The sequence below is a fragment of the Delftia sp. GW456-R20 genome (assembly GCF_001622915.1).
GTDB lineage: Bacteria > Pseudomonadota > Gammaproteobacteria > Burkholderiales > Burkholderiaceae_C > Comamonas > Comamonas acidovorans.
This window is the reverse complement of the sequence record NZ_LWCN01000004.1, coordinates 2132891-2151533: the sequence shown is the minus strand read 5'-3', so window position 1 is coordinate 2151533 and position 18643 is coordinate 2132891. Positions and strand designations below refer to the sequence as shown.

2 protein-coding genes are annotated in these 18643 nt (G+C 64.9%); both read right to left on the bottom strand.

Annotated features, from left to right (window positions below; translation table 11 throughout):
* Positions 1–51: 51 nt before the first annotated feature.
* Complete coding sequence (locus A4F85_RS14835; RefSeq protein ID WP_063327016.1) at positions 52–570, bottom strand: hypothetical protein; 519 nt, start codon at positions 568–570, stop codon at positions 52–54.
* The gene (locus A4F85_RS30660; protein WP_063327015.1) at positions 567–18473 is read right to left on the bottom strand and encodes an Ig-like domain repeat protein; all 17907 of its coding nucleotides are present in this window, start codon (positions 18471–18473) and stop codon (positions 567–569) included. Before A4F85_RS30660 ends, A4F85_RS14835 begins: the two co-directional genes overlap by 4 nt.
* Positions 18474–18643: the final 170 nt, after the last annotated feature.

Here is an 18643-nt window from a genome sequence, read left to right as displayed (position 1 = left end):
GGACTCTACTAACCTTCGACTGGTATGCCCTATGGGGAGCAGGTCAAAGCTTCATGCGGACATTACGCCGGTATCGATCTCAACATGAATTGTTCGATGTGACTCAAGTTCTACCAGTGTCAGTCGACCAAGTCCTTGTTCGATTACCCAATGGGAGACCACATCTGTGCAGACGGACCATTTCCTGTCGAAGCGATGATCTAGCATCATCGCCCCCAACTCATGGACAACCAGAAGCCCGTGCAACCGCACTTCCTCAAAACCAAGGAAGACACCATCCAGCATGCGATCCGAGTGCTTGAGCGATTCGAGCATCACCTCTGCAACATACACGTCATATCCCACGAACACACGGTCCTTCGTACTGTTCAGACAAAGGCTAGGCTCCACTGCAGTCCTGGCAGTGGCGAGCCCAAGGCCTATGGCCTCGTCGCCCACCGTGACGCTGAATTCGTAGCAATTTTGAGTTGCCTCATGTTCGGCGCCCAGGATCAACGAGCGTGCGTAGTTCTGCTCTAGCTGTTCTTTCAAGCTGTCGATGTGACAGTGCGCATGTAGAAGTGTGATCATCTGTGCCCCGGAGGTTGAATGTGACGGTATCGACCAGTCGGTCCGAAAAATTCGCCCGTGATTAGGCGGTTGCCTTCCCAAATCGTCTCGAACTTGACCCCTCCGTGCGGACCCATAAGCAAAGACTCTCGCACGACTCGGCCGTTGTCCTGGATTCTCACCGCAGAACTTGCGTCCTTGAATGTGGTCCTCAGGTGGTGGTTCAAGTACTGCCGCGTGCTCGCACTGTCTGGAAGGCCCACGCTCTCAAGTTGTCGAAGCATACCCGTCGAGCGCTCGATGTTGTGCTGACTGCCCGTTGCTCTTCCAAGGAAGTACTCAAGCTTGGTGCCGATTTCCGCGTTTCCGGCACCTACCCGGCTTAGTGCGCCAGCGGTTGCAAGGCTAGTGTTTAGTGCCTGAGCGCCGACTGTTTCCCAGTTGCGATTCGGGGAACCCAGGGCACCAATCAACCCTATGCCCGGCGCATTGACCACTGCACCTGCGATGCCAGAGCCCACCGTGCCAAGCATCCCTTGTCGTTGAACGCTTTGCAGCAGCGCACTATTGGGCTGGTACGCGAATGGCTGGCCTGTCAGCACGCTGCGCTGCGGTGCAATGGCATTGCTGGCATAGCCATAAGCATCACCTGCCAGCGTGCCAAGACCCCGCAAAGCCTTGGGCAGCACCGTCCATGCATCAAACACTGCGCCTCCCAGGCCCTTGAGTGCTCGGCCTGCCGGATTGAATGTTAGGAAGCCCTCAACGTCTCCAATAGGTGTCATAGAACCATAGTGCGGCGCCTTTAACCCATTGCCCGCGTTATTGGTCTGCCAGTCATCAAGGCTGCCTTCCACAGTTCCCCCCAAGCCATCAGCATTGGCGTACCAGCGGTCGCCTGTCGCTACCTGCGCTGCCGCTGCCAATGTGGCAGGCTGCGAGCTTCCGTACCCAAAAGCGGATGGACCTGAGGAAATGTCCCGAACATCCCCCGCACCGCTTGCATAAAGATTGGAAGTAGCTTGGGCCTGCGTTGCAGCGTAAGGGGCCTGACGGGATTGGCTGGTCTGCCGGTCCAGCATATTGAGATACGCCTTGGCGCTACTTATCTCGACATCTACATCAGTGATACCACCGGTACTGAGTTTGAGTACCCCTGATGCGTCGGCCACTAGCGTCCCTGGCCCCCAATTGCCGCTGTAGTCTTGGCTGAACGCATAGACGAATTGGTCATTCTGGGTAGTGTTGCTTCCCCAACCTATATTCCCCCAGCCCGTAGGTGCTTGCAAGCCCTGGCCGTTTGATCCGTTGCTCAGGCTGTACGGACTGGTGCTGGGGTTCTGCATGCTGTCCCCGAACGCCCCACCCAACGCATTGCCAAACGCATCGGTCGCCACCTGCTGGATGCTGATGCGCCCTCCTTGCGCAATGGCGGCAGCCGTACCTGCCGCGAACCCACGGATGGTTCCGCGAGCAAAGTCTGCTGCCGTCTTGCTCCAGTCGTTGAACATGGTTGAGCCCTTGAGCTGCTCTCCCACATAGCTGCCCACGGCGCCACCGGCCGCGCTGGCTGCCACGCTCTTCCAGTCAAAGCGGTCTTGCAGCCCTGTGACCACGCCTATGCCTTGCGTCAACGCATTAACCGTACCCATTCGCACTGCCGCGTTCTGCCACGCAGAGCCCAGGTCGGGCAGCGGCAGGTTGTTGGCCAGGCCAGCACTGAGCGCTGACAGAGCCACGCTCTTCCAACTGAAGCCGTCCTGCACGCCAAGTAGGTTACCTGTGGCCTGGCTTGCGATGGAGCCCAAAGCTCCTGCCATGGCAGGGCCGAGCGTACCGGCAGAAAGGGCGGAGACCACGACAGCCACCGCCACCATGATGATCTTGCCCAGCGCCCCGCAGCCACCATCCTGCGCAGCCGGAGCCGGCAGCACCGAATCCAGGCTGCCCGTGACCCGGCTCGGGTCATAGGGCTGGAAGGTGTCTGCGTTGTTGGCGTTCAGCGCGAGCTTGGGAATGCTCAGGGTCTGGCCAGCCGTGAGCTCGCCGTCGCCCGAGACGGCCAGGCCGTTGGCGTCCGCGATGCGCCACCACAGGCTGCTGTCGCCCAGCACGTTGCGGGCGATGGTCTTGAGGGTCTCGCCGCCGACCACGGTGTAGCTCATGGCGCTGAAGTTGGTGTCGCGCAGCTTCAGTGCAGGGGCGTTCAGGTGGAATTCTGCGGTGTTGACGTATTTGGGGACGGCGCCTTTCTGCGGCGGGTTCTCCGAGTCGGGGGCGTCGCCGTAGCGGGCCAGGACTTCGCCGTTGGCCACCAACTGCCGCTGGATGTGGCCGGGGTTGAGGACGTTGCCTATGTAGCCGCCGAGGTACCCGCCGGGGCGGTTTTCTATACGACCGAACTCTCCGATGGGGGCCGCGAATTGCCCCGTGCCCTGGTTAACGTACAGGGCATTGCCCTTGGCGTCGTTGACAAAGGCTCGGTTGTAGCGGTTGTCGTTGACTCCGCCTCGCTGCTCTATGTTGCTGATGAAGCCGTTGGCATCACGCCAAGTGTTGGTGGTGGCCGTGGTGCCGCCCTGGGTGGTGGTGGACTCGGTCTGCTGGTAGCTGCCGTTGAACTGGTACTTGTAGGTGGTGCGCGTGGCATCACCGGTGTTGCCATTTGTGGTCTGCACTTGCCCGCGCAGGTTGCCAGCAGCGTCGTAGCCCAGGCTGGGGTCGGTGGTGCCGGGGGCTCCATGGTAGGCGACGTCGGTGTGCTGGATCTTTTGCTGGTTGTCGGCGCGGCGCATGACGACGCGGGTGTCCTGTACGCGGCCCAGGGTGTCGTACTGGTTGTAGCGGTGTTCGGCTTCGCCGGTGCTGCTCAGCGTCTTGGCATAGACCTGGCGGCCGGCTCCGTCGTAGAGGACCTGGCCGGACTGCGTGGCCTTGCCCGACTGGCTGATGCTGAAGCTGTCCAGCCGGTGCAGGTCGTCGTAGACGTAGTTGTTGACCGTTTCCTGGGCGGCCTTGCCAGAGGTCTGTTCACTGACAATGTCGCTGGTGCGGTTGCCGGCCAGGTCGTAGGCGTAGTTGTGCGTGAGGGTGGTGACGATGGTCGTCGCCTTGGGGTCCAGTCCAATCTTCTGGGTCTGTTCCTCGCGGCTGACGGTCTGCCGGTTCATGGCGTCGTATTCATAAGTCGTCACGCTGTCGTTGACATAGGACTTGTATTGGCCTGGCGTGAGATTCCAGTTGTCAGGATTTTTCAGGTCAAAGACGTTGTTGATCACATGGGTCTTGATCTGGCTGCGGTTGCCGGACAGGTCGTAGCTGATGCGAACGTCGGAGCGGCCATCGAAGCTGGCGCGCAGGCGGTTCTGGGCATCGTAGAACAGGTGGTTGTCCTGGTAGACCACGTTTTCGATGAGGCCGGAGGACAGCTTGGTCTTCTGGGTGAGCTTTTCGGTGAGTCGGTTGCCGGCCAGGTCATAGGTGTAGCTGCTGAGCTGGCCCAGGTAGTTGTCCTTGATTTCGATGAGCTGGCCGGCGCCATCGTAGCGGTAGTCCAGGCTCTTGCCCTTGGTGTTGCCCTCATGGGTGAGCTGGCCGGCCTTGTTGTAGTCGTACTGGTAGTAGACGCGATCGCCGTTGCCCAGTTGCGAGTCGTTGCGGGACTGCAGGCGGCCGAAGATGTCGTAGGTCCACTCCTGGCTCATGAGGTTGGGGTCGGTGAAGCCGATCTTGCGGCCCAGGGCATCGTAGCGGTAGTAGTTGACGTTGCTCAGCCCGCCCAGTGTCACGGTGGGGCCGGGTACGGCCGGCGATGCGGTGACCTTGACCTGCTCCTGCCCGCTCATGGTCACGTTGCCGGCCAGGTCGTAGCGGTAGCGTGTGGCTTCGTTGTTGCCGTTGATGACGCGCACCTTGCGGCCAGCCTCGTCGTACTGAATGGTTTCTAGCGTGCGCAAGGCAATGGCGTTCTGGGGATCGGCTCCAGAGACGCCGTTGGCCGCATGGACGCTGCCGTTGACACCATTGGCCACCGCGCCGTTGACCGATCCGAGCTCGAATCGCGACAGCGTGGACGTGGATGCCAGCGCCGTGGATGTCAGCCGCGAGAGCTTGTCATAGCTGTAGTCGGTGACCACGGTGCGCGTGGTGGTCATGCGCTCGGCGGCACTGGTCTTGTCGCCAAAGGCGTTGTAGCTGAGGTCGATGCGCCCGCCGTCGGCCTTGCGCTCCTGCACCACGTTGCCGGCGAGGTCTCGGACCTGGGCGTTGAGGTTGCCGTCCTTTATTTTGAGCAGGCTGTCGCGGTCGCGCATGCCATCACGCACGCCGACCTGGCGGCCCAGGGCGTCGTAGTAGATGCGCGTGGTGGTGTATTCGGTGGGGCCTTCGTAGCTGGCCAGCTGGGTCTGGGAGGTGAGCTGGTTGCTCGCGTTGTAGGTGAAGCTGGTCTTGAACAAGGTCTGGCCCGCCTGCACGCGCGGGTCGTCCACCCCGGTGAGGTTGCCCCAGCGGTCGTACTCGCGGTTGGTGACGGCGCGGTTGCTGAGGTTGAAGGGCGTGCCGGCCCACACGCGGGTCTGCACGGTTTCCGTGTAGGGCGGGGTGGTCTCCTTCAGGCTGATGGCGCTCGAGGAGGGTACGGTGACCTTGACGATCGATTTGGCGACATAGGCCGCGTGCTGGGCCGTGGCGGGGTACTCGATCTCGATCGTGATGGTGTATGTGGCGTTGGGCGTGAGCGCATCCAGCACGATGCCCTGCAGCGGCGCCCAGTTCGGGAAGTGGATGCGGTTGTCGCCCTGGCGCCACAGGGTGGGCGTGCCGCCCGGCAGGCTGGGGTAGGAGCTGACCTTGACGCGTGCACCGGCCTCCGGGGCGCTCCAGTGCAGCATGTTGTAGATCTGCCCGTCGATGGCGGCCTGGCTGGTGCCCACGCCGGGCACGTTGGCCGTGGCGATCATCTCGGCACCCAGCACCCAGGGCATGGTGATGTCGTATTCCTCGGTGGCGGTCAGGTAGTCGCCTAGCGGCTGGTTGCCCATGGCGTTGCCGTTGTACGCGGCGTACAGCGGCACCATGCCATCGGCCGGGACCTTGGAGATGTAGCCGTCGAATTGGTAGGCGCTCTGGTACCAGGTGGTGGGCGCCCAAGGGTAATTGGGTGCGGGCTTGGAGTTCAGGGTGACGAAAGAGCCGCCATTGATGTCCCTTGGGTTGGCTGTGAGCCGGTATACGCTGGAGGCACCGTATTTGTACTGGTACAGGCGCTGGTTGGTGGCCGAAGGCGAGGTCTCCACATAGCCGAGGACGCCTTCGTAGACGATGCCTCCGGAAGCCGCCAGCCGTTGAAAATCGGCATAGACCGTGGGGTCGGCCGTGGTGAGATGGTGCTGGTTGTCCTGGTACGTGAAGAGAAAGCGGTGCAGCGGCGTGCGGCCGGGTCCGGGGCTGCTCCAGACATAGCCAACCACCCCCTGGTTGGTGACGTTGCGGTTTTGAAGGACCGGCGCGGGTGAGACGTTGGTCATGGCCACGTTGCCTGGTGTTCCGACCTGGCCTGTGGCATGCACCTTCTCGCCCGTGGCGGTGTTGGTGGCGATCACCTCGTATTCGATGCTGCCCGGGCCCCAGTTGACGGCCACGCCTTGCCTGTTGATGCCCATGCCCACGGTGCGCCCGTCGCCATACGCGAACAGGCCGTTGCCGGCCGTGCGTGTTGTCACGGCGGAGCTGTTGCCCTGGGGCCAGTAGCGGAATTCCACGGTCCAACCCGCCGCAGGCTTGGGCCACTGCAGCACGCGGTAGGGGGAGCCGTCGATGATGGCACTGCCCTGTTCCACGCCGCCAGGCAGGGGCGGCAGGTTGCCGCTGACGTTTTCTGCACCGATGGTGAAGGTGCCCGAACCCACATCGCGCGTCATCTGCGCATTGGTGTTGCGCACGCGGTATTCGTAGTTGCCGGCGGGGAACTGGCTGACGTCGAAACGGTGGGCCGAGCCGAACGAGGTCTGTATGCCCACGGGCGCCGTGGTCCAGCCGTCATTGCTGCCGTAGCGGCGGTATTCGAGCGTGGTCTTGCTGACCAGGTCCTGCGGGTAGCTGACTTCGATGCTCAGGCCGAACGCGCCTGCCAGCATCTGGGAGTTCAACGCGGCGGGAGGGCCGCCAAAGGTGGGGCGGGGAGTCAATCCCAGCAGGGCGTTGCGGTCGGTGATGGAGGTGGTGTACAGACCGTCGCCGCGGCCACTGACCCTGTTGTCCAGTCGGTACAGCTTGGTCATGCCCTGTACAGCGGCCGTCGTGGATGGCACCACATAGCCTTCGATGCTAGGGTTTTGCCAAGGGGCGCCAGGCGGCTGAGCGCTGCCATTCGTGTACAGCGAGACCTCGGGATCACCAGCCTTGGTCCAGCGGTACAGCGGCACGAGACCGGGCTGCGGATCGCGGCTCACATAGCCGGCCGTGCCTTCATCCAGCCAGCCCTTGGCCTGGTTGAGCAGGCGCTCGCGTTCCGTCAGGCTGGTGCTGAAGAAGTGGGTATCGGTGTAGCGGTTGTAGTAGCGGTAGATGGGAATGCGGCCGTCACCGTCCTCATTCCAGATCTGGCCGGGGCTGCTGCCTTCGGTCCAGTTGAGGGATGCGGGCTGAGACTGGCCTGCTACGTTGTACAGCGTCTTCCATTGCCCGAAGACGTCCAGCTTCTCGAGCTTCACGCCGGTGATGGCAGAGATGCCTCGGGCGTAGGCCATGGGGCCGTTCGCGACGATGTAGTCGCTGGTCCACTTCAGGCTGTAGCCCTCCAGGGCCTCTTCCGCTGAGACAACAACGATTTTCTGTAACGGAGAGCTGGCGATCTCGTCGTCCCGGGTCGAATCTCCCGTGGGGGATGTTTTATAGGGCGCGGAGTTGTAGTTCACCGTGATGCGCACGTCGCCACTGCCCAGGTCTTCCAGTGAGCGCCAGACCAGATCGACCTGGTTGAGCAGCCCGGTGTTTCTGTCGCCTATCACCTCGCTTTGCGAGATCACCCCGTACAGCATGTTCTGCCGCGTGGTGATGCCCATCGTCTGCTCGGTTGCACGCTCGGGTGCCAGCGTCTGTGTCAGCCGGCCCAGCGCGTCGTAGCGCATGTCCGTGCGCCGGAACTGGGCCTTGTTGTTTGCCTGGGCGTTCAGTGCCGATTGCGTGTCCTGGTAGGCCGTCTTCAGGTCCAGGCCTTCCGAGATGAGCTGCGCGGTCTGGCGGCCTTGCATGTCATAGGCCAGGACCTTGTAGACGCCGTCGCCCGCATTGGTGCGCCAGACACGGCCCGCGTTGTCGTAGTCATAGGTTTCCACGCCCTGCAGCTCTTGGCCGTTGTCCAGCACGCGTTTTTTGGTGACCTCGCCGAAGGCGTTGTAGCTCAGCTCGGTGTCGCTGACGTCCCGCGTGCCCAGGTTCTTGCTTTCCGAAGGCGCGTAGCTGTGCGTCTGGCGGCCCAGCACGTCGTAGGCGTAGGCGCGCCAGAGGCTGGCCTGGCTGGCGTTGCCCCACTGGTCGTGGCTGGTGACGGTCTGCCATTCCTTGGCCAGCCGGCCCTGCGCGTCATAGGCGTAGTAGCGGCTGTAGCCCTGCGCATCCGTGATCTGCGTGGTGTGGCCCTGGGCGTCGAATTTGGCGGTGGTGACGCGGTCCCTGTCGCTGGCGGGCGTGCGGCTGTAGCTGCTGCCGTCGGCCGCCACGCTGGCGCCGTTGGCAAACTGGGTGGTGACCAGCACGTTGCCGTGCGCATCGCGCTGGAATTCGGTCAGCGGGTTGATGGGGTTGGCACCCGCGCCCGTGGCTGCCACGCCCAGGTTCATGGCCGGGGTGACGGTGGCGCGCACGCGCCCGAGCACATCGTAGAAGTTGTAGGTCACGCCGCCCAGCGCGTCGGTGGTGCGCGTGAGGTTGCCCAGCGCGTCGTAGCTGAACCGGGTGGTGAGGTCTTCCCTCTTGTCGTACAGCACGTCCTTTTGCTCCTGGGCGGCTGCATTGACACCGGTGTGCGCCACGCTGCGCCGTATCTCGGCGCTCTTGCGGCCCATCAGGTCGTAGCTGTAGTCGGTGACGCGGTCACCGGCTGCGGTGTCGGGCGTGGTGCCAGCCGTCTGCCCAGCCTTGGCGTATTCGACCTGGCGCACCAGGCTGCCGCTGGCGTCGTAGGCCATGGTGGTGAGGTAGCCCAGCGCATCGGTGGTGGCCACGCGCCGGCCCAGCTTGTCGTAGGCGTGGGTGGTGGTGGACCAGCGCGCCGAGCCCTGGCCCGCAAACACCGAAGTCTGGTCGCCGAAGGCGTTGTAGCCGTAGCCTGTGCTCTTGCGGCCGCTGACCGTCTCTCCGGTCTGGCTGTCGTAGTTCAGGACCAGGGGCTCCTGCACGTTGAGCGTGCGGCCCATCCTGTCGTAGCTGGTGAGGATTTCCCGGTTGGCGGGGTGGCTCGCCTGCACGCTCTGGCGCACGGCGGCATCGGCCAGGGCCGTGCCGGCCGGCGAGGGCAGGGCGATGGCCTGGGCGTGGCGCACCAGGCGCTCGGTCTCGCCCCAGGCGTTGCGCGTGTAGCCGGTGACGAAGCCTGCGGCGTCCACGTCGAAGCTGACACGGCCGGCGCGGTCATAGCTCTTGTAGCTCCAGGCTTCCTTGGTACCGGGGATGCCCATGGCGCGGCTGGCCACGGCGTTGCCCAGCGCGTCGTAGCGGGTTTCGCTGCTCAGCTCGACGCCACGGGTTTCCACGCGCGCAGCCTCGCCCAGCCTGTTGTTGCCCAGCAGGGCCGCGGGGCTTTCTGCCTGGTACACGCCCACGCCGGGGAAGATCGTCTTGATCTGGCGCCCGACCTTGTCGTATTCGTAGCGCGTGCTGCGCTGCTCGGGCCGGCCCAGGGCCTCGGTGCGGGAGGTGAGGTTGCCGAAGCTGTCGTAGGCCAGCTGCGTGACGATGCGCTGGCTGCCCGTGTTGCCGGCATCGGGCACCAGGGTGCCGCCTTGCTCCTTGACGGCGGCCAGGTCCACGGCCGGAGAGGTCTCGCGCACCAGGCGGCCTGCGCGGTCGTAGTCGTAGTTCCAGGTGGCACCGGCCTTGTTGGTGAAGGCGGTTTTCTGGCCCAGGGCGTTGTAGGCGTAGGTTTCGCGGTTGCCCAGCGCGTCCGTGGTGCTGGCCAGGCGGCCTGCGCCGTCGTAGCTGTAGCGGGTGTGGCGGTCCTGGGCCGAGGCGCTGCCAGACTTGTCGGCGTATTCGGTGAGGTGGGTGAGCTGGCCCGTGCCGTCGTATTCGCGCGCGGTGGCGTAGCCGTTGGCGTCGATGGTGCGCACGGTGCGGTTGGCGCCATCGAGGATTTGCGTGGTCTCGCGGTCCTGGCTGGCGTTGGACTGGAGCATGGACATCACGCGCTCCAGCGTGATGTCGGCCACGCCCAGGGCGGACAGGTCCACGGTGTTGGCGTAGGCGGTGACGGTCTGGCTGTGCAGCTGTTGCTGCGCGGCGCCTGATGTGCCCGATGCGCCTGACGAGGCGGCCGTGACGACGAAGACCTTGTCGTAGCGGATCTGGCGCACGGCGCCCGCTGCATTGACCTCCAGCACCTGTCGGTTGGCCTTGTCGTAGGCCAGGGTGGTTGTGCGATCGCCTGCGGCGGTGCGCAGGTAATTGCCGATGTTGCTGCGGTCGTAGTTGGTGATCACGGGGCCTGCCACGGCGCCGCTGATAAAGACCGGCGGCGTGATCAGGGTGGCGAACTCGGTGCGCTGCCGCAGGTTGCCGTTGCGGTCCCACACCTGGCGCACCACGGCGCCGTCCGCACCCACGATGTGGGTCTGGCGGCCTGCCGCGTCGTAGACGTAGTCGGTGGACAGCGCGCCGGCCTGCACCACATCCTGGGGCTGCTGGCCGGCCGTGATGGCGCTCGCAAACCGTGCCTTCTTGACGACACGGCCATCGCGGTCGTATTGGTAGGCGGTGACCGAGCCTGCGGCATCGGCGCTCCAGGTGAGGCGGCCGGCGCGGTCGTAGGTGTTTTTCTCGACCGCGTTGGCTGCCGAGCTGTCCTGGGCGATCAGCGTGTAGATGGCTGCGCTGTCGTAGGGGTCCGAGCCCAGGGTGACGGTCTGGGCATAGCGCACGCGCTCCACCACGTTGCCCGCCGCGTCATAGCGCAGCCCGGTCACGGCGCCCGTGCCGTCGGCCGTGGCGATGAGGCGGCCCATGCCGTCGTAGACCATGCGGGTGCGCAGGTCGCGCGCATCGTCGGCCACGGGCGTGGGGAAGGTGCCGGGGGTCCAGCCACCCGTGCCTCCGATGCTGATGCGGTTGGCGTAGCTGCGCTGCTCCTGGATGCGGCCATTGCCGTCGCGCAGGTAGGTGGTGACCTCGCCCAGCCCCGTGACCACCGATTGCAGGTGGTTGTTGGCGTCGTAGCTGCGGTATTCGATCCGGTCGCTGGCCGTGGGGGCGATGCGCGCCATCACCTGCTCGGGCCAGGTGGACGGACCGAACACCGGGCCATTGTTCACATAGGCCTGCAGGTCGAGGCCCGTGAGCGGGTTGCGGTAGGTGGTCAGTCGGCTGATGCGGCCCAGCGCGTCGTAGCGGGTTTCCTGGACGCCGCCTGCGCCATCGACGGCCAGGATCTGGCGGTTCTCGCTGTCGTACAGGTAGTAGCTGGTGTTGCCGTTGGCGTCCACGCTGCTGGTGACGTTGCCGCCTGCGTCATAGGTGTAGCTGCGCGTGAGGTTCAGGCCGCTGGGGTCGATCTGCTCCTTGGTGCGACGGCCCGCCGCATCGTAGGTGTAGCGCGTGAGCGTGCCTTCGGGGCTGGTGACTTCCAGCGCATGGCCCTGGGCGTCGTAGCTGTAGCGCGTGGACAGGGCCAGGCCTGCGGGGTCCACGATCTGCTCGAGCAACTGGCCCTTGGCGTCATAGCGCAGCTCGGTGATGGTGCCACCGGGCTCGGTGATGCGGATCTGGCGGCCCAGCGGGTCGTAGGCGTACTGGGTGGTCAGCGCCAGGCCCGTGGGGTCCACGGTGCGCGAGAGCACGCGGTTGGCCGCATCGTAGGCGATGGTGGTGCGCGTGCCGTTGGCGTCCACGGTCTCGATCAGCCGGCCGGCCTTGTCGTAGGCCTGGGTGGTGGCCGCCGTCTGCATGACCTTGGCGTCGTACAGCCAGGTCGAGGCCGACGAGCCCGTGGGCTGGCCGTTGGCATCGAAGGTGTAGGTGGTCAGGTTGCCCTGGGAGTCGGAGACGCTGATCTGGTCGCCATGGCGGTTGTAGGTCTGTTTGGCCAGCAGTCCTTCGCCCGTGGTGACCGTGATGCTGCGTGCCTGGGCGTCGTAGGCGTAGCTGGTGGTGCCGCCCTCGGCGTTGACCTGTGTGACGATGCGGCTGAAGGCATCGTAGGTGGTGGTGAGCGTGGCCCACAGCGAATCGGTGCTGCTGACTTCGCGACCCAGCCTGTCGTAGGCGCGGGTGCGCGTGTGGCCCAGCGCATCCGTGGCGCTGACCTGGCGGCCGAAGGCGTCGTAGGTGGCGGCCGTGGTCAGGGCCAGCTTGCCGGCATCGCGCACCTGGCCCGTGGCCAGGCCGCGCCGGTCGTAGGTGGTCTGGATGAGGGTGCTGGTGGTGCCCGTGCCCGTGGCTTCGGTGCGCTGCGTCTCTTCGCGGAAGGTGTTGTAGACGTAGTTGCGCGTGAAGCCCAGCGCATCGCGCTCACTGGCCAGGGTGCCGTTGGTGTTGTAGGTGTACTGGGTGGTCTGGTCCTGGGCAGAGGCCGTCAGCATGGACACCAGTCCGGGGTAGATCAGGCCGCCGTTGAGCTGGCCCGGATTGATGCGCGTGGCATAGCGCACCTGTGCGCTCACCTGGCCCAGCGCGTTGTAGCGCGTCTCGGCCACTTCGCCCAGCGCGTTGATGGTGTGCGTGAGCTGGTTCTCGGCGTTGTAGAAGAAGAGGGTGCGCAGGCCGTTGGCATCGGTGGTGCTGGTGCGCCGGCCGGCAGCATCGTAGGTGTGGCGGCTGGCGTAGCTGCTCCAGACGGCCTCGACCTGGGCGGGGGTCTGGGCTGCGGCCAACTGGCGTGCACCCTCGGCGCTCAGCTCGGCCGTGACGCGGCCCAGCGCGTCGTAGCGCACCTGGCGCGTGCGCGCCTCGGAGGTGCCTGCAGCCACGGTGCTGGCCGTGCGGTTACCGGCGGCGTCGTAGCTGTGCTCGGTGCGCGTGCCCTGCCAGTCGGTCTCGGCCGTGAGCTGGCCCAGCTTGTCGTATTCGAAGACGGTGGTGCGGTCCTGGGCGTTGGTGGCCGGGCGGATGCCTGCCACGGCCGTGGTGCTGGTGAGCGTGGACAGCACGGCCGCCTTCAATGCCGTGGCGTAGCGGGTCTGGCTGGTGAGCTGGCCGGCCGCGTCGTAGCCGAAGGTGGTGAGGTAGCCGGCGCCATCCACCGTGCCGGCCAGGCGGCCCTGGCCGTCGTACAGACGGCGCTCGATGATGTCCTGGCTGTTGGAGGCGGGCATCAGCTCGGCCAGCGTGCCTGTGGCGCGCTTGGCCGCATCGGTGGCGGTGGCAAAGCGGGTGGTGCTGGCCAGGCGGCCGGCGGCATCGTAGTTGAGGGCCACCAGGTAGCCTTCGGCGTCCAGCGTAGCCAAAACAAGGCCATCTGCGCTGTGGAACTGCCGCGTGGTGCGGTCGTTGGCGGAGGTCGTCAGCACGGCGGCCGAGGAGCTCAAAGCGGACCATGCCACGTGGCGTGAAGCGCCGGCCAGGCTGGCGGAGAGATCGCTGTATTCCACCCAGAAATCGCCGTCGGCGAGCTGGGCGCTGTCCAATTGCAGGCTGGCCATCCCATTGACCGTTGCCACCGTCTGCAGCAGTACGCCATTGCGCATGAACCGGAATGTGCCGGTTCCCCCGGCAGGCACGCTGGCTTGCAGGTGCAGTAGGTTGCCTTCGGTGCGCAGGCCGAGCACAGTCTGGACCGCTGTATTTGAGCGGGGCCTTGTGAACTGCGCGCTGACCTCGCTGGCATGGCGGGTCGCGTCGCCGGAGTAGATGAAGCGTATGGACTGGTTGCCGGGCGGCAGGATGCTGGCAGGCACCTGTGCCTTGCCATCGGCGACCAGATACTCGCCCAGCAGCGTGGTGCCTGAGAAAACGGACACTTTGCCAGCGGCACCTGAGTCTGAGACCTGCACTGTAATGGGGTCGCCATAGCCGGCAGCCTGATCTCCCACCAGCGTGAGCTGTGAAGGCTGGCGCGGATCAACGGGGGCTGCCGCGATTTCCAGGCGTACCGAGCCGTTGCCGCTCATGTTATTGACGTCGCCGGAGTAGGTGATGCCGAGTTGGTGCGCGCCCGCTGAAAGTAGGTTCGCCGGCAGGGTCAGCGTTGCATTGCCTTGGACCACCTGGGCGCTGCCAACCAGTCGGCCGCCGTCGAAGAGGGAAACTGTTCCCGTGGCGCTGCTAGACACGCCGACCAGCGTCACCTGTAGCGCAGTAGCTGCACCTGCCGGAGTGATGGCTGGTGCCGAAACCTCCACGCCGACAAAATTCTTGGCGGTCTGGCCGATGAGGCCCGCTCGATACAACGTATTGCCAGGGTATTCGACCGTGATCTCATGGTTGCCCTCGGACAGAGGGACGCGTAGCAACTGGGCCTTGCCATTCACTATGGCTGCCGTCCCCACGGCCACACCGTCGCTGTAGAACGTGACGGGTCCGTCGGTGTGGAAGCTGGTGAAGGTCAGCTCGTAGCCGCTTCGGCGGCGCACGATCGCGAGTTCGCCATCTGGTAGAAAGCCCTTTTCCAAGTCCTTCGCTGTTGAGGTTTCGCTTGTCGCGTGGCTAGCGTCGCCAGAGTAGATGGCCCGGAAGGTGCGCATGCCAGCAACCGGGGTGTACAGGGCCGTGCTGCCGCTGGTTCCGTAGCCTGGCCGGCCCGTGGAGGACAGCGTCAGCTTGGCCTTACCATTGACCACGAGGGCGGTGCCGACGAGAACGCTGCCGTCGTAGAAGCTGACCGTGCCGGTTGCGGTGCCCTCGGTACTGCCAACTATCGCAGTCAGCTGGATGTTTTCCGTACCTAGCAGGCTGCCCGATGCAGTCAACTGGGTACTGGTAGGGCTTCCCTGCACAACGGGGGGCATGGGCCGCTGGGTTGCGGCAACGTTGACCAGAACGCTGCTGCTGCGCACGGAGGAAGTCTGCGTGGCGTTGCCCGTGTAGCTTGCCGTGATCTGTATGTTGCCCGTATTGCGCAGTCCGGCGCTGGACAGTCGTGCGATGCCTGCGGAAACTGCAGCGACGCCCAGGACCTGACCGTCGGCGTAGAAGGTCACATACCCGTCCGAGGTGTCGAGGCCCACCTGGGCATTCAGATGGATGGGGTCACCCTGGGTAAGGTTGTCGGTGGAGACCGAGACCTGAATGTCCTGTGCTGCAGCCAGCGTATTGACGGTAAAGGCAGACGAAACGATGGCCGTGTTGTTTCCATCACCGGCATAGTGGGCCGTGATGCTGTGGCTGCCACCGCTGGCCAGCAAGGCAGACAGGTCTAGTCTGGCGTAGCCATAGGAATCCAGGGCCGCATTGCCAATGAGCTGCCCGTTTCTGTAGAAGTCGACCTGGCCCGTAGGCATGGTGGGACCGATGAGTTGCACTACAAGCGCTGTCTGCGAGCCGTAGGCTTGGCGCATGCCGTTGAAAGCCGTGGGCTGTGGCTCCTGACGGTTGACTGTGAGGGAAGCGTCCGCCGTGACACTTGCGGCTTGGTAGGATGCATCACCTGTGTACGAGGCGGTAACGCTGTACGTTCCGCTGGGCAGCAGCGGAAGTGCCGTGCGCAGTTTGGCCACGCCATTGATGACGGGAGCATAGCCAACGACCGTATCACCCACCGAAAAAGTGACGGCGCCTGCTGGGGCGCTGGCTTGGACTGCAACGCTGAAGCTGACCTGAGTGGGCTGCAACATGGAGCTTTGGCGCAGAAAGGCGAAGCCGGGGCTCACACTCAGTCCGTTGAACGTCGGCAAGCTCTTGTCGACTGGTGCGGAGGTCGTGCTGTGCACCACCTGCAACGTGCTCAGCGCAGTGCTTGCCAGGTGCGTCGCATCCCCGGAGTAGCGGGCACTGATCTCGTTGACTCCCGTTTGTAGCTGGGTGGTGCTGGCATCGAAGTCCAGCATGGCTATGCCGGCCGCGACGGCGGCTACCCCCAGCAAAGTGTCGCCGCGGAAGAAGGCCACGGTGCCCTGGGGCTGGTTACCGCTGACCTGGGCGTTCAGCGTGATCTTCCCGGGGACGCTGACCACGGCGGATGGGCTCCGCAGTGCGGTCTCTGAGCGTTGCTGGACTAGGACGAACAGAGGCTCTGTGCTGATCTGGCCCTGGCCGGTCTCCGAGAGGTAGGTGGCTGATATTTCCTGCGTGCCCACCGGCAGGCTGGACAAGGTGATTTCGGCAGCACCGTTGACAGCACGCACCGTACCCAGAATGGTGGCGCCGCTCCTGAAGAGGATGCTGCCATTACCCAGGCCTACACCTGTGGCCACAATGCGCACGGGTTCGCCGAGCAGTGCCTGGGCGGGAATGGCCTGCAGCGCCAACTGGCCGGAGCTGCCGGTGCCGATCCTTGCGATGCCAGTGCCCCGGGCCACGAGCAGGGAGCCGTCGCCCAGACTGTCGATGGGCATGGGTGTCGCAAGCTGGGTCACGGCGACGATACGCGATGCCCCGTCATAGTCCGTGCGCGTGCCCTCGCCCTGAGGGCCGATCTGCCAGACCAGGCGCTGGGCATCGTCATAGATGCGCCAGCTCTTGCGGTCACCGGCCTCCGCCAGGGCCTGTATGGCTTGCAGTGTGGGAGCGTTGGCAGTGGAGAGGAGAGCCTTGGCGTAGGCAATGGTCTGGACCAACTGGCCGCTCGGGTTGTAGCGGTACTCAGTTGCTGCACCCGTGCCGTCTACCTCGGCGACCTTGCGACCGGCATCGTCATAGACGATCCATTGCCGCACGCCTGTGGCGTCCTGGGTCGAAACCAGCCGTCCCGTGGCGTCATAAGTGAAGGCGGTCGTGCTCGATGCAGAGGCCGAGGCCGTGTCCTGGCGAAGATTGCTGATCAGGCGCCCGGCGCTGTCATAGCTGCGCACCTCCTGCAACCCATTGGCCGACAGCACCACGATGCGCCGGCCCATGTCGTCATAGGTGGTCGTCGTGACCTGCCCCTTGGCGTCGGTCACCGTCAGCAGCCGCCCCAGGCCGTCATAGGCATAACTGGTGCTGCCGCCATTGCCATCAATGGTCTGCAGCAGTCGTCCGGCCTGGTCGTAGATATGGCGCGTGACCGTGCTGCCGGCCGCCAGTCCGTTGCCTGCGGCGTCGGTGGCCGAATAGGTGGTGGTGACCTGGGCCTGGCCCCGGAAGTCCAGCACGTAGTCGGTGCGCTGCAGCTGCTGCAGGTTCTGCTGCCCGCTCCACGCCGACAGGGCGGCCTCGGTCGAGGCAGCGGCTGCGCCATAGCGCGCCACCTGGTGCTGCAGCGTGCTGACGACCTCGCCATAGGCATTGCGCCGGTATTCGGTGACGCGGCCTTCGGCGCTGACGGCAAAGCGCAGCTGCAAGCCCGTGGCATCGTCGTACACATAGCGCGTGGTCTGCGCGCCCGAGGCCTGGGCTGCGCCGTCGCCATCGGGGTCGGGCTGGGTGTAGACGGTCTCGCTGAGCAGGCGGTTCTGGGCGTTGTAGGTGCGCGTGATGGTGTTGCCCGCGCCATCGCGCTGCAGCACCTGGTTGCCGTTGGCGTCATAGGCCATGAAGACCGTGCGCCCGTCCGCATCGGTGCTGCGGATCAGGTCGCCGTTGGCGTTGTACTCGAAGCGCTGGACGGAAGAGACACCATTGGTGGCGGGCGAGGTGATGCTCAGCAGCTGGCCCTTGGCGTCATAGGCGTAGCTGGAGACCTTGCCGGCAGGGTCCGTGACCTGGGTGGTGCGTGTGGCCGTGTCGTAGGCAAAGCGCGTGGTCTGGCCCAGCGCGTCGCGCAGCGACGACACCTTGAACTCCGAGCCCACCTGCACATAGTCGATGGTCAGCTGGCTGCCGTCGCTCTGGGTCAGCGTGGCGATGCGGTTGCTGTCGCCATGGTAGGTGTAGCTGGTGCGATAGAGCTTGCCGTCGGCCGTGGAGCCGTCCTGCGGCGTGAGATCGACCGTGACCTCGGACAAACGATTGCGCGCGTCATAGGCATAGCTGGTGCGCGTGGTGGTGGCGCCCTGGCTGTCGACCACGCGAATGCGGGTCAGCATGTTGCCCGTGTAGTCGTACTGGATGGACTCGCCGCTGGGGTTGACGAGTTTGGCGATGTTGCCGTTCGCGTCGTAGGTGTAGGCCGTGGTGTTGCCGCTGGCGTCCACGGATTTGTCCAGGCGGCCGGTGGCGGTGTCGTGGAACTCGCGGTTGCCGGTGGCGCCATCGGTGAAGACGTAGCTGGAGCCTTGCTGCACGATGCGGTCGTAGGCACCGGCACCATCGGTGCTGACATAGCTGCTGGAGGCCGCATCCCAGGAGAACAGGGCACTTGCGCCATCGCGCTCGGTGCGGGTGATGGTGCTGCCCGCCTGGCCGTAAGTGCCCGAGAGCACCAGTTGGCGGCGGTAGAAGCCCGAGCTCCAGTTGTCTGCGTTGTCGTCATTGAGCAGGCCCTGGCTGTTGTAGGTGCGCACGGCCTGGAAGCCGCCGCCGTGGGCCACGAGCTGGTCGTCGTTGTGGGCGATGACGAGGTTGCCGGAGGCGACGTTGACGAAGACCTGCTCGCCGCCGCGCCCCTGGGAGGCGTTGCCCTGTGCGGCGCGTTGACCCAGTGTGGCCAGAGAGCTGTTGCCCAGACCCAGACTATTGCCGCTGACGATGCCAACCATGTGTGCCCCTTGATCGATATGCATGGAGGGCCGCGAGAAAGGAGGCGGAGGATTCCGCAGGTTTCGAGGCCCATTCAGGCAATGCATCCGGACCTTGTTCGGTTTGTTGAGCAAGACCCTTCGGTTTGATAGGGATTTCGGTGGGGAAAGGGCGTCAAGACGGCAAAAGA

What these genes read in the sequence shown, in the direction of transcription:
- A4F85_RS14835 (WP_063327016.1), bottom strand. Translation starts at nt 570, where the DNA reads ATGATCACACTTCTACATGCGCACTGTCACATCGACAGCTTGAAAGAA.
- A4F85_RS30660 (WP_063327015.1), bottom strand. Translation starts at nt 18,473, where the DNA reads ATGGTTGGCATCGTCAGCGGCAATAGTCTGGGTCTGGGCAACAGCTCT.